We start from the raw sequence: 12,594 nt of genomic DNA, 5'->3' as shown, positions 1-12,594 counted from the left end.
CCAATCGAAGAGGCGCCGCGGCCTCAGGCGCCGATCACCAGGGGGCTGGCGAGCTGGCGCACGGTCTTGGCGACCGCCATGGCGACGAGGCGCCCGGTCTTCGGGTTGTCGTCGGTCGGGATGATCTCCTCCCGGAAGGTGAAGCGCCCGAAATGCCCCTCGGCCTCGATCTCGACAACATGCACGGTGATGCCGGGGTCGGCGACGATGACGAGGCGCGTGCGATCGAGCCCGATGCCGGCCAGGGCGGCCGCGGCGGAGATGTTGACGTTCTGCGGGTAGGCGCGGGCCCCCTCGCGCACCGGCCCGTCATGCAGGACGAACGGCGCCGTCAGCCCGTCGAGGTCGACCTGCCGCTCGGCGATCGTTCCCTTCCAGGACAGCGGATCCTTGCGCACGGTGACCGTCACCCGGTCGAGGCCGCCGACCGCGCCGGCGGCCAGGATGTCGAGCGCGCCGATGCCGGCCGACGGCAGGATCAGTCGTCGCCCGCTGTCCGACGCGGCCTGCTGCAGGCGGGCAAAGAGCGCATCGTCGGTCAGCGCGCCGACCGAGGTGAGAAGGAGATCGGCCCCGGCCCGCAGCGCGCGCTCGCCATGGTCGCGAACGGCCTGGTGGCCGGCGCCCTCGACGACGGCATCGAAGCCGGCGGCGAAGAATCGGTCGGGATCATGGGTCAGCCCCGGCACGCCGCTGTCCGGTCGCGGACGGCGTACCAGGACGGCAGCCGCCTCGATCGGCCCCAGTGTGCCGGTGCCGATCCGCTCGAGCAGGTCGCGGCCGATGGCGCCCAGGCCGATCAGGCCGATGCGATAGGTGCGGGTCACGCCCTGCGCTTTCGCAGCTTGTCCACGATCACCCCGCAGATGCCGTTGGGCATGTAGATGATGAAGAGGATCAGCATCGCGCCATAGATGGTGGCCGCCGCGCCGATGAAGCGGGTGCCGAAGAGGACACGCAGGTATTCCTGCAGCACGATGGTCAGGATGGCGCCGACCGTGGGGCCGAGGATGACGTACATCCCGCCCGAGATCGCCGCGAAGACGATCTGCAGCGAGACCCCGACGCCGGCCATCGTCTCGGGGTTGATGTACATCTGGTACTGGCCGACGAGGCCGCCGCCCAGCGCCGTCATCGCCGCACTGATGGTCGTCACCGTCAGCTTCTGCCGGGTGACGTCGATGCCGACGGCGGCGGCCGCCGTCTCGTCGTCGGCGATCGCATCCATGGCCGATCGCGTCATGCTGCGGTCGACCCGGTGCCAGACATAGAGGCCGAGGGCCCAGGCCGAAAGCGCCACCCAGTACCAGGTCGGGCGGGTGAACTGCATCGCCTCCAGGCTGTTCGGCGGCACCGTATTGGGCGTCATGCCGAGCGAGCCGCCGGTGACGTCGCGCCAGGCGACGATCGACAGCCGCACCACCTCGGTCAGGGCCAGGGTCACCAGCGCGAAGTAGTGACCCACGACCTTCAGGCGCGAGCAGGGATAGCCGATGACCAGGGCCACGACGACGGCGACCACGATACCGAGCGGCAGGCCCAGCCACGGCGACAGGCCGTAGTGGTTCCACAGCAGGGCCGTCGCGTAGGTGCCGAGGCCGAGGAATGCGCCGTGGCCCAGCGACACCAGCCCGAAGCGCCCCATCACCGTCCAGCTCGTATAGACGAAGGCCCAGAGCAGGATGAGGATCAGGATGTGCAGCGTGTAGTCGGAGATCGGCAGGAACGGCGGCAGCAGCAGCGCCAGCCCGAGCAGGATCCAGCCCGCCTTCACGACTTCACCCCAAACAGGCCCTGCGGTCGCACGAAGATCATCACGATGAAGAGCAGGAAGGCCAGCACGTAGGACAGCTCGATCGAGGTGTAGAAACCGCCGACCGAGATGATCTGGCTCATGATGAAGGCGGCGACGAAGCCGCCGATCATGCTGCCGAGCCCGCCCAGCACGCAGATCATGAAGGTGATCGGCCCGAAGGACAGGCCGATGAAGGGGTGCACGTCGTATTGCAGCACCAGCAGCGCCGACGCCAGGCCCGCCAGGCCGCCGCCCAGTGCCGAGGTGATGAGATAGACCCGCTTGGGGTCGACCCCCATCAGGATCATGATCTCGCGATCCTGGGCGATGGCGCGGATGGCGGTGCCGACATAGGTCCGCTTGAGGAACAGCCACAATCCGATCATGCCGAGAAGGGCTGCGCCGAACGCCAGCAGGCGGGCGAAGCTGATGAAGAGGTCGCCCACCTCGATGATCGGCAGGCGCAGGCCGATGTTGCGGAAGTCCGCCCCGAACAGCAGCGTCGCGAAGCTCTGGAGGAAGAAGAGCAGCCCGCCCGTCGCCAGCAGCTGGTTGATCGGCGCCGATCCCAGGATGGGCGAGATGATGAGCTTGTGGACCAGCACGCCCAGGATGGCGACGAAGACGATGGCGATGACGGCCGCGATCGGCAGCGGCACGCCATGGACGGCATAGAGCCAGTAGATGGCGTACATGCCGCACATCACCAGCTCGGCGTAGGATATCCACACGACGTCGATGACGCCGAAGATGAGGTTGAGGCCCAGCGCCAGCAGCGCCAGGATGCCGCCCAGCAGGATGCCGTTGACGATCGCCTCGACCAGGAAGATGTCGGGCACGAGAAAGTCCATGGGGGTCCCTTCCTCAGATGCCGAGATAGGCTTCGCGGATCGCCGGATCGGACTTCAGCGCGGCGGCCGTGCCCGACTTGCGGATGGTGCCGACCTCAAGCACGTAGGCGCGGTCGACCAGTTCCAGCACCTGGCGCACGTTCTGCTCCACGATCAGCACGGTGAAACCTTCCTGGCGGATGCGACGGACTAGGTCGAACACCTGGTCGACGATGACCGGCGCCAGCCCGGCCGACGGCTCGTCCATCAGCAGCAGCTTGGGCTTGGACATCAGCGCCCGGCCGATGGCGCACATCTGCTGCTCGCCGCCCGACATGGTGCCGGCGACCTGGAGGCGGCGCTCGCGCATGCGCGGAAAGAGCGAATAGACCCATTCCAGCCGCTCGGCGAAGTGCGGCCGGGCGGCGGGCGAGAAGGCACCCATCTTCAGGTTCTCCTCCACCGTCAGGCGGGGGAAGAGGCGTCGGTTCTCGGGCACATGGGCGATGCCGCGCTCGACGATGCGGTGCGGCGGCACCGTCGTCAGGTCGGTGCCCTCGAAATCGACGCGGCCGGCACGCGGCGCCAGCAGGCCGGAGATCGCGCGCATCAGCGTCGTCTTGCCGGCACCGTTGGGGCCGACGACGGCAACGGCCTCGCCGGCCGCGACGGTCAACTGGATGTCGTGCAGCGCCCGGAAGCCGCCATAGCCTGCCTCCAGGCCGGAGACGACCAGCATCGGCCGCCCGGCACCGCTTCCCGTGGCGCCCCCCACCTCAGTGCCCGCCATGGTCCCGGCCCAGATAGACCTCGATGACGCGCGGGTCGCGGACGACGTCGGCGGGCAACCCCTCGGCCACCTTCTCGCCGTGGTGCAGCACCATCACCCGGTCGACCACCTTCATCAGCACGCCCATGATGTGTTCGACCCAGACGATGGTGATGCCCATCTCGCCACGGACGCGGCGCAGCATGTCGGCCGCCTGCTGCATCTCGGAATGGTCGAGCCCGCCCAGGCTTTCGTCGGCCAGCAGCAGCCGCGGCTGGGTCGCCAGCGCGCGCGCCAGCTCCAGCTTCTTCAGGCCGGCGGCGCCCAGCCCATCCACCCGGGCGTCGGCATCGGTCGGCAGCCCGACCAGGGCGAGCGCGCCGCGCGCGCGCTCCTCGGCCGTCGCCCGGTCGATCCGCCCGGCGCGGCCGAAATGGGCGGCCACGATGGCATTCTCCAGGATCGACAGCTTGCGGAACGGCCGCGGGATCTGGAACGTGCGGGCCAGTCCGCGATGGACGATGTCGCTGGCCGACCGGCCCCCCAGCTCGGTCCCCTCGAAGCGGATCGAGCCCCGGGTCGGCGCCAGCGCGCCCGAGATCAGGTTGAAGGTCGTGCTCTTGCCCGACCCGTTCGGCCCGATCAGCCCAAGGATCTCCCCCTGGGCGACCGAGAAGGACACGGCGTTGACGGCCACGAACCCGCCAAAGGTTCGCGTCAACCCCTCCACCTCCAGCATGCGCCGGTCCCGGCTGGCGTCGCCCGCCCCTCAGCGCATGCCGTAGGGCGAGCTCGCCGGCAGCGGGATCACGGGGTCGATCGTGCGCAAGGCCGTCGGCCAGGCGATCTTGGTCTCGCCGCCGACATACTGCATTACGACCGGGCTCGACCGCTCGTTCTGGCCCGCCATCGGCGTCCCGGGCTCGAAGAACTTCACGCCGTAGCCCTGCACGGTGCCGCCCTCGGGAATGTCGACCTCGAGTGCCGCCTTGCGGATCGCCTCGGCGCCGAACCCGCCATGCTTCTGCATGGCTGCCGGCAGCACGCTGTCGAGCAGGATCCAGGTCTGGTTGAAGCCCATGCTGGCGTGCGGCGGCACTTCCTTGGCGCCGGTCTTTTCCTTGTAGCGACGGACCATCTCGGCCGTCAGGTCGCCGATGCCGGGCTTCAGCGACTTGGGATCGAGCAACTGGGCCGCGACGGGGTCGACGTTGAAGACGTGGTCGACATCCTTGCCGAAGGTCTCCACCAGCTTGTCGATCTGGCCATAGCCGGCGCCATGGCCGATCAGCGCCTTGAAGCGCAGGCCCTGCTCGCGCGACTGGCGCAGCAGCAGGGTGATGTCCGGGTTGTAGCCGGTGTGCAGGATCACGTCGGGGCGGGCGCGGCGCAGCTTCGTCACCAGCGACGACAGGTCGGGCGAGGTCGCGGCATAGCCCTCCTTGAGGACGATCTGCATGCCGTGGCGCTTGGCCCCGCTCTCGTTGGCCGAGGCCACGCCGACGCCGTAGGGGCCGTCCTCGTAGATGATCGCGACTTTGATATCCTTGGCCTCGACGCCGAGCTTGGACTTGGCGATTTCGGCCAGGAAGTCGGTGGATGCCGCGCCGAACTGGTCGGAATGGACCTGGGCGCGGAACGAGTACTGCAGGTTGCGGTCCTTGAAGACGGCCGTGGCGATCGCCGTGGTGATCCAGAAGATCTTCTTCTGGGTGTCGACCTTCTGGGCGATCGGCACGGCGTGGGCCGACGAGAACACGCCCAGCAGGACGTCGGCCTTCTCCTGGCTCAGCAGGCGCTCGGCCTCGTTGATGGCGACGTCGGCCTTGCTCTGGGCGTCGGCCGCGATCGGCACGATCTTGTGCTTGCCGAGGATGCCGCCCTTCTCGTTCACCATCTCGATGGCGATGTTGGCACCGACGGCCGACGCGACCGAGCCGGCGGCGGCAAGCGGGCCGGACAGGTCGTAGAGGACGCCGATCCGCACGTCCTGGGCGGAGGCCGTGGAAAAGCCGGCGGCAATGCCTGCCGCGGCGAGCAATACGCTGCGCATGGTCGTTTCCTTCCCCATCATGGTCGCCGGATCCGCCGCACCTTATCCGGGCGCTGGCGGCCGATCTTATCCATCGTGGCGACGACGCTAGCGGCCGATGCTTCGTGGCGTCAAGCCGTAGCCTGACTGCAGACCGCGCCAACCACCGCGCTACCAGAGGCCGGGCCTGTCTCTATCGGCGGTCCAAAGAAGCTGTGGGCGCATGGTCGAAAAAGTTGCATCATCGCCGCCAACGAACGCGTTGCGCCGGACCGTAACAATTTGATGGCATGCTCCGTGCGTCGACTGTGTTCGGCCAAACAAGGACAGGCGGGGTTCGCGATGACGAGGTTCGGTACGGGATTCGTGGTGGCGCTCGCGGCGGCACTGGCGGCGGGGGCGGCGTCGGCCAAGACCCAGCTCACGGTCTATACGGCGCTCGAGAACGAGCAGCTTCGCCCCTACAAGGCAGCGTTCGAGGCGGCCAACCCCGATGTCGAGATCGTCTGGGTGCGCGATTCGACCGGCGTCATCACCGCCCGCCTGCTGGCCGAGAAGGCCAACCCGAAGGCCGACGTGATCATGGGCGTGGCCGTCACCAGCCTCATCCTGTTCGAGAACGAAGGGATGATCGAGCCTTACGCGGTGCGCGGCGCCGACCAGTTGCGGCCAGCCTTCCGCGACGCGAAGAACCCGCCGGCCTGGATCGGCATGGACGCCTACATGTCGGCCGTCTGCTACAACACGGTCGAGGGTCAGAAGAAGAACATCCCGCAGCCGACGAGCTGGGCCGACCTGCTGAAGCCCGAGTATCGCGGCCAGATCGTCATGCCGAACCCGGCCTCGTCGGGCACGGGGTTCCTGTCCGTCAGCGGCTGGCTGCAGTCGATGGGCGAGGCGCCCGGCTGGAAGTACATGGACGGCCTGCACCAGAACGTGGCCGTCTACACCCATTCGGGTTCTGCCCCTTGCGTCCAGGCCGCCCGCGGCGAGTACGTCGTCGGCATCTCGTTCGAGTATCGCGCCGCCCAGGAAAAGACCAAGGGCGCGCCGATCTCGGTCATCCTGCCGACCGAGGGCGTGGGCTGGGACCTGGAGGCGTCGGCCATCCACAAGGGCACCAAGAACCTCGAAGCTGCCAAGAAGCTGATGGACTGGACGGCGACCAAGGACGCCAACGTCCTCTTCAACAACTACTTCGGCGTGGTCGCCTATCCCGGGGTCAACAAGGAAGTGGCGAACTATCCCAAGGACGCCGAGGCCAAGATGATCAAGAACGACTTTGCCTTCTCGGCCAAGAATCGCGACGCGATCCTGACGGAATGGACGAAGCGCTACGACGGCAAGTCGGCGCCGAAGAAGTAGGGCTTCCCCTCCCATGCGGAGTGAACCCGGCGCCCGTCCCGTGCCCGCGGGCGGGCGCCTGCCTTATCTGTCGGTCGCCGGGCTGGAGAAGCGGTTCGGCGGCTTCACGGCGTTGAGCGACATCGACCTGACGATCCAGGAGGGGGAGTTCGTCTGCTTCCTGGGGCCGTCGGGCTGTGGCAAGACCACGCTCCTGCGGGCCATCGCCGGTCTCGACCCGCAGACGCGCGGCACGATCATCCAGGCCGGCCGCGACATCTCGTACCTGCCGCCGTCGCAGCGCGACTACGGCATCGTGTTCCAGTCCTACGCGCTCTTTCCCAACCTGACGGTGGAGGAGAACGTCGCCTACGGTCTGGTCAACCGGCGGATGAAGCGGCCCGAGATCGCGGTGCGGGTCGAGGAACTGCTGGCGATGATCGGCATGCTGGGCAGCGGGGCCAAGTATCCGAGCCAGCTCTCGGGCGGCCAGCAGCAGCGTGTCGCGTTGGCCAGGGCGCTGGCCACGCGGCCGGGCCTGCTGCTGCTCGACGAGCCGCTCTCGGCGCTGGACGCGCGCGTGCGCCTGCGGCTGCGCGGCGAGATCCGCGAGCTTCAGCGCCGGCTCGGCGTCACCACGATCATGGTCACCCACGACCAGGAGGAGGCGATCTCGATCGCCGACCGGATCGTGGTGATGAATCACGGGCACATCGAACAGGTCGACACGCCGGACGCCATCTATCGCACGCCGGGCACGATGTTCGTGGCGGGCTTCGTCGGCACCATGAACTTTCTGACCGGCATGCGCTCGACGGCCGACCGCGTGCGGCTCGGCACGCTCGACCTGCGGGTGCCGCCCGGCGGGTCGCCCATCGGCCAGACCTGCACCGCCTGCGCCCGGCCGGAGGATTTCATCATCCGCAATGTCGGCCGCGACACGCCCAACGCCTTCTCGGCCACCATCGAGGCGACGGAGTTCCTGGGGCCGGTCGTGCGCGCGCGGCTGCGGGCGCCGGCATTGCCCGGCATGCCGGTGCTGGCGGATTTCTCGCTGAATGCGATCACCGATCTCGGCCTGGAACTGGGCCGGACGGTGACCGTGGCCCTGCCGCCGGAACGGGTGCGGGTCTTCGCAGGCGCGCCGGAATGAGCGTCCAGTCGGTCGGCGGCCGCTCGCTGCGGTTCGACCGCGAGGCCTGGGTGCTGCGGGCCTGCCTGGCGCTGATCATCCTCTGCCTGTTGCTGGCGATCGTGCTGCCGCTATGGTCGATCCTGTCCAAGAGCTTCGAGGACCGCGCCGGCGGCTTCGTGGGGCTGGCCAACTACGCACGATTCTTCGCCACGCCCAGCCTGGCCGATTCGATCCTGAACAGCCTGTTCGTGGCGGGCCTGACGACGCTGATCGTAGTGCCGCTCGCCTTCGTCTACGCCTATGCGCTGACGCGGACCTGCGTGCCGGGCAAGGGGCTGCTGACCGGGATCGCGCTGGTGCCGATCCTGTCGCCGTCGATGCTGCCGGCGATCGCGCTGGTCTATCTCTTCGGCAACCAGGGCATGATCCGCGGCCTGCTGATGGGGGAATCGATCTATGGCCCGATCGGCATCGTCATGGGCCAGGTCTTCTACTGCTTCCCCCATGCCCTGCTGATCCTGACGACGGCCCTGTCCCTGGCCGATGCCCGCCTCTACGAGGCCGCCCAGGCACTCGGCACCAGCCACCGCCGCGTCTTCTTCACCGTCACCCTGCCCAGCGCCAAGTACGGGCTGGTCAGTGCCGGCTTCGTCGTCTTCACCCTGGTGATGACCGATTTCGGCATCCCCGTCGTCATCGGCGGGCGCTTCAACGTGCTGGCGACCGACGTCTACAAGCAGGTGATGGGCCAGCAGAACTTCCAGATGGGTGCTGTCGTCGCGGTCATCCTCATCATCCCGGCGCTGGCCTCGTTCGTCGTCGACCGGCTGGTGCAGCGTCGCCAAGTGGCGTTGCTGGGTGCGCGCTCGGTGCCCCTGGTGCCGCAGCCCAAGGCCCTGCGCGACTGGGCGATGCTGGGGTTCTGCGCGGCGGTGGGCGCCGTCATCCTCGGCATCCTCGGCACCGCCATCTTCGCCTCGCTGGTGAAGCTGTGGCCCTACAACCTGTCGCTGGGTTTCGCCAACTACATCTTCGACGACTTCGATTCCGACGGCTGGCGATCCTACTTAAACAGCCTGAGGATGGCGGCCGCCACGGCGATCGTCGGCACGGCCGTCATCTTCACGGGTGCATACCTGGTGGAGAAGGGCAAGGGCTCGGCTCCCGCCCGCACCCTCTTCCACCTGATGGCGATGGTGCCGCTGGCGGTGCCGGGGCTGGTGCTGGGGCTGGCCTACGTCTTCTTCTTCAATGCGCCGGGCAACCCGTTCGGCTTCCTCTACGGCACCATGGCGCTGCTGGTGCTGTGCACCGTGGCGCACTTCTATACAGTCGCGCACCTGACGGCGACGACGGCGCTGAAGCAGCTCGATCCCGAGTTCGAGGCGGTGTCGGCCTCGCTCCAGGTGCCGTTCTGGCGCACCTTCCTGCGAGTGACCGTGCCGGTCTGCCTGCCGGCGATCATCAACATCGCGATCTACCTCTTCGTGAACGCGATGACGACGGTCTCGGCCGTCATCTTCATCTACACCGCCCAGACTAAGCTGGCCTCGGTCGCCATCGTCAACATGAACGACAGCGGCGCCATTGCGGCTGCGGCCGCCATGGCGGTCGTCGTCACCGCCACGTCCGCCTGCGTCAAGCTGGCCGAGACGCTCGTTTCCGGGGTGCTGCTGCGGCGGACCCAGCGCTGGCGGAAACGGTAGTCGCCGACGGGGTTCCCGCCAGTGTCGGCGAGGGGGCGTAGAGTGCGCGCACCCAGACGTCGGTCAGGGCCTCGGTGATGGCTTCGGGATCGTCGGCGAAGCGCGCGAGCGGCGGTTCGGCTGCGCCATAGACCTTGCGCAGCAGCGCATCGACCGTGCCGATCACGGCGTGGATCAGCAGCTCCTGCTGGCGCAACGGCAGACTGGCGACGGGGGCCCCGAAGCGCTCCAGACTGCGGATCACCCGTGTCGTCAGGCCGGCGTCCGCCCGGCTGCCGATCTCGGCCACCAGCGGGTCGTCGGTGCGCAAGGTCAGCAGGCAGCGCATCAGGCCGATATTCTGGCGATAGACCTCGACATAGTGGCGGTTGGCCGCGTGGATGGCGACCCGCGGGTCGGCCACTTTCGACAGGGACGGGCGCATGCCGCGGATCGAGCCCAGGAATCCTTGCAGCACCGCCAGCACGATCTCGTGCTTGCCGGCGTAGTAGCGATAGAACGTGCCGTGGGCGAGGCCGGCCCGGGCGGTGATGTCGTCGACCGTCAGCCGGCCGTAGCTCCACTCTGCCAGCAACTCGGCCGTGGCGATCTCCAGGCGCAGGCGCGTGCGCTCAACCTTGCGGGCACCCGCCTGCTCGGCAAGCCGCCGGGCCAGATGCTGGGCGTAGTCGACGACGGCCATAAAACCTCCATGCCGGGCAATCTTTCAATGCACCAGCGAACGCCCGTTGACAAGAAATGACGCACTCGTCACTTTTCCCCGACCGCTGACTTCCGGGAAGGGGCCGAGGCGCGATGCAACAGGCCGGCAATGGTACGACGAAGGGTGCCTCCGTCGTGTTTCGCGGCCTTCGCCAGGTCTATGGCACGACCGTGGCGCTCGAGGATTTCAGCCTCGAGGTCGCGGCGGGCGAGTTCCTGACGCTGCTCGGGCCGTCCGGCTCGGGCAAGACGACGGCGCTGAACGCGCTGGCCGGCTTCATCGAGATGAGCTCGGGCCACATCGCCATCGGCGGCGTCTCGATCTCGGACCTGCCGACCGAGAAGCGGAACATCGGCATGGTGTTCCAGAACTACTCGCTCTTCCCCCATCTCGACGTTCTCGACAACATCGCCTTCCCGTTGCGCATGCGCGGCGTCGCACGGCGCCAGGCGCGCACGACCGCCCAGCAGGCGCTCGACCTGGTGCGGCTGGCCGAGTACGGGCGCCGCATGCCCCACCAGTTGTCGGGCGGGCAGAAGCAGCGGGTGGCATTCGCGCGCGCCATCGTCTTCGAGCCGCGGGTGCTGCTGATGGACGAGCCGCTGGGCGCGCTCGATCTCAAGCTGCGCGAGGCGATGCAGCTCGAGATCAAGCAGTTCCAGCGCCAGATCGGCTGCACCGTGATCTACGTCACCCACGACCAGGGCGAGGCACTGACGCTGTCCGACCGCATCGTCGTGATGGACAAGGGCCGCGTGCTGCAGGTCGGCACGCCCAAGGAAATCTACGACGCGCCCACGACCCGCTTCGTGGCGGAGTTCATCGGTGTCAACAACGTGGTCGCGGTCGGCCGCGACGCCGGCGGCGCGACGATGCTGGAAGGCATCGGCCCGGTCGCCGCGGCTGCCCCCGCTGATGCCCGCTTTGCAGCATTGCGGCCGGAGATCCTGCGCGCGGTGCCGGGCGGCAACGGACCGGTCATGGGCACGATCACCGACGTCATCTTCCTGGGCGACGTGGTGCGCTACGCTGCCCGCTGCGACGCCGGTGCCAGCCTGCTCTTCGCCCAGCGGCGCGAGCCGGGCGGCGGCGCGCATGCCATCGGCGCCCGCGTCGCCTTCACGATCGAGCCCGGCGACATCGTCTTTCTCGCCGCCTGAGCACAGTCTTCGCGTTCGCACCGACCCCATCCGCCATCGAGACGAGGAGAATCCGAGCATGACCAGCATCTCCCGCCGCAGCTTCGCCACCGGCATCGCCGCCGCCGGCGCGGTCGCAATCCTGGCCGGCCCTGCCGCCGCCCAGGTCACGATCACGGTCAACGGGTCGGGCGGCGCGCTGGCCACCACCATCACCAAGGTCTACGAGGAACCCTTCTTCAAGGAGACGGGCGTGAAGGTGCGGGCGACCGCCCCCGTCAGCCTGCCCAAGCTGAAGGCGATGGTCGAGTCCGGCAATGTCGAGTGGGACATGACCGAACTCGGCGGCTCCGACGTGATCGAGGCGACCAAGGGCGGCTGGCTGCAGCCGGTCGACTGGAAGTTCGTCGACCCGGACAACAAGCTGCCGGAGATCGCCAAGCGGCCGAACGCGATGGTCACCTCGACCTTCTCGACCGTGCTGGCCTACCGCACCGACAAGTTCGCCGCCGGCAAGGAGCCCAAGAGCTGGGCCGACTTCTGGAACGTGAAGGGCTTCCCCGGCCCGCGCGCCCTGCAGAACTCGCCCGTCGGCAATCTCGAATTCGCGCTGCTGGCCGATGGCGTCGCCCCCGACAAGCTCTATCCGCTCGATGTCGAGCGCGCCTTCAAGAAGCTCGACCAGATCAAGGACAAGGTCACCGTCTGGTGGACGACCGGTGCCCAGCACGTCCAGTTGCTGATCGACGGCGAGGTGGTGATGACGTCGGTGTGGAACGGCCGTATCTCGCCGCTGCGCAAGGAAGGCCGCCCGGTCGCCATCAACTATGCCGGCGGTTCGCTCCAGCTCTCCTACTGGGGCATCCCCAAGGGCGCCAAGTTCCCCAAGGAGGCGATGATGTACATGCGCACCCGCCTCGACCCCGAGAAGGGTGAGAAGTTCGTCTCCGAGGTGCCCTATCCCGGCTTCGTGCCCGGCCTGATCGAGCGCCTGACGCCGGAAGTGGCGCGCGACCTGCCGATCCATCCCGACAACGTCGCCGTGCAGTTCCAGTTCAATCCGGAATGGTGGGCCGCCCAGCGCGCGCCGCTGACCGAGCGCTGGAACGCCTGGCTGCTGCAGTAGCCCGCCAGTCCCGCC

General features: G+C 68.1%; 12 protein-coding genes. 5 read left to right on the top strand and 7 right to left on the bottom strand.

The genetic code is table 11. From position 1 onward, the window contains the following. Positions 1 to 23: 23 nt before the first annotated feature. Genes STVA_RS25215 through STVA_RS25190 form a run of 6 tightly spaced genes read right to left on the bottom strand, consistent with a single transcriptional unit; the run spans position 24 to position 5,447 of the window. Positions 24 to 827: an aspartate dehydrogenase gene (locus STVA_RS25215; RefSeq protein ID WP_123690862.1), complete on the bottom strand. Its 804-nt coding sequence runs from the start codon at positions 825 to 827 to the stop codon at positions 24 to 26. Beyond that, the gene (locus STVA_RS25210; RefSeq protein WP_123690864.1) at positions 824 to 1,774 is read right to left on the bottom strand and encodes a branched-chain amino acid ABC transporter permease; all 951 of its coding nucleotides are present in this window, start codon (positions 1,772 to 1,774) and stop codon (positions 824 to 826) included. The genes STVA_RS25215 and STVA_RS25210 overlap by 4 nt, the downstream gene beginning before the upstream one ends. Further along, a complete protein-coding gene (locus tag STVA_RS25205; protein ID WP_123690866.1) occupies positions 1,771 to 2,646 on the bottom strand; it encodes a branched-chain amino acid ABC transporter permease in 876 nt (291 codons plus the stop codon). Before STVA_RS25205 ends, STVA_RS25210 begins: the two co-directional genes overlap by 4 nt. Positions 2,647 to 2,659: 13 nt before the next feature. Beyond that, complete coding sequence (locus STVA_RS25200; protein ID WP_123691373.1) at positions 2,660 to 3,364, bottom strand: ABC transporter ATP-binding protein; 705 nt, start codon at positions 3,362 to 3,364, stop codon at positions 2,660 to 2,662. Positions 3,365 to 3,401: 37 nt separating this feature from the next. Then, positions 3,402 to 4,124, bottom strand: a complete 723-nt coding sequence (locus tag STVA_RS25195) for an ABC transporter ATP-binding protein (protein WP_245978373.1) — start codon at positions 4,122 to 4,124, stop codon at positions 3,402 to 3,404. A gap of 39 nt (positions 4,125 to 4,163) precedes the next feature. Next, positions 4,164 to 5,447 carry an ABC transporter substrate-binding protein gene (locus tag STVA_RS25190; RefSeq protein WP_245978348.1) on the bottom strand — a complete coding sequence of 428 codons (1,284 nt, stop codon included), beginning with the start codon at positions 5,445 to 5,447 and terminating at the stop codon, positions 4,164 to 4,166. A 321-nt stretch (positions 5,448 to 5,768) separates the two neighbouring features. Here STVA_RS25190 and STVA_RS25185 point away from each other — a divergent pair, with 321 nt between their 5' ends. From STVA_RS25185 to STVA_RS25175, 3 genes are read left to right on the top strand one after another with little or no spacing between them, the layout of a single operon-like run. Beyond that, positions 5,769 to 6,791 carry a putative 2-aminoethylphosphonate ABC transporter substrate-binding protein gene (locus STVA_RS25185; protein WP_123690870.1) on the top strand — a complete coding sequence of 341 codons (1,023 nt, stop codon included), beginning with the start codon at positions 5,769 to 5,771 and terminating at the stop codon, positions 6,789 to 6,791. Between the two features lie 13 nt (positions 6,792 to 6,804). Further along, the gene (locus STVA_RS25180) at positions 6,805 to 7,923 is read left to right on the top strand and encodes a putative 2-aminoethylphosphonate ABC transporter ATP-binding protein (RefSeq protein ID WP_123690872.1); all 1,119 of its coding nucleotides are present in this window, start codon (positions 6,805 to 6,807) and stop codon (positions 7,921 to 7,923) included. Continuing rightward, the gene (locus tag STVA_RS25175; protein ID WP_123690874.1) at positions 7,920 to 9,611 is read left to right on the top strand and encodes a putative 2-aminoethylphosphonate ABC transporter permease subunit; all 1,692 of its coding nucleotides are present in this window, start codon (positions 7,920 to 7,922) and stop codon (positions 9,609 to 9,611) included. The genes STVA_RS25180 and STVA_RS25175 overlap by 4 nt, the downstream gene beginning before the upstream one ends. Here STVA_RS25175 and STVA_RS25170 read toward each other — a convergent pair. Beyond that, a complete protein-coding gene (locus STVA_RS25170) occupies positions 9,544 to 10,293 on the bottom strand; it encodes a TetR/AcrR family transcriptional regulator (RefSeq protein WP_123690876.1) in 750 nt (249 codons plus the stop codon). The two genes, STVA_RS25175 and STVA_RS25170, sit on opposite strands and share 68 nt — an antisense overlap. Positions 10,294 to 10,448: 155 nt before the next feature. On the opposite strand from STVA_RS25170, the gene STVA_RS25165 reads away from it, so the two are divergent. Together STVA_RS25165 and STVA_RS25160 are read left to right on the top strand one after the other, a co-directional pair. Continuing rightward, positions 10,449 to 11,474, top strand: coding sequence for an ABC transporter ATP-binding protein (locus STVA_RS25165; protein ID WP_197735737.1), 1,026 nt, complete (start codon positions 10,449 to 10,451; stop codon positions 11,472 to 11,474). Between the two features lie 58 nt (positions 11,475 to 11,532). Continuing rightward, positions 11,533 to 12,579 carry an ABC transporter substrate-binding protein gene (locus STVA_RS25160; protein WP_170216524.1) on the top strand — a complete coding sequence of 349 codons (1,047 nt, stop codon included), beginning with the start codon at positions 11,533 to 11,535 and terminating at the stop codon, positions 12,577 to 12,579. Positions 12,580 to 12,594 lie beyond the last annotated feature (15 nt).

The sequence above is a fragment of the Stella humosa genome (genome assembly GCF_006738645.1).
Classification (GTDB): domain Bacteria; phylum Pseudomonadota; class Alphaproteobacteria; order ATCC43930; family Allostellaceae; genus Allostella; species Allostella humosa.
The sequence above is the reverse complement of the archived record's forward strand: the minus strand, read 5'-3'. Positions and strand labels throughout refer to the sequence as shown.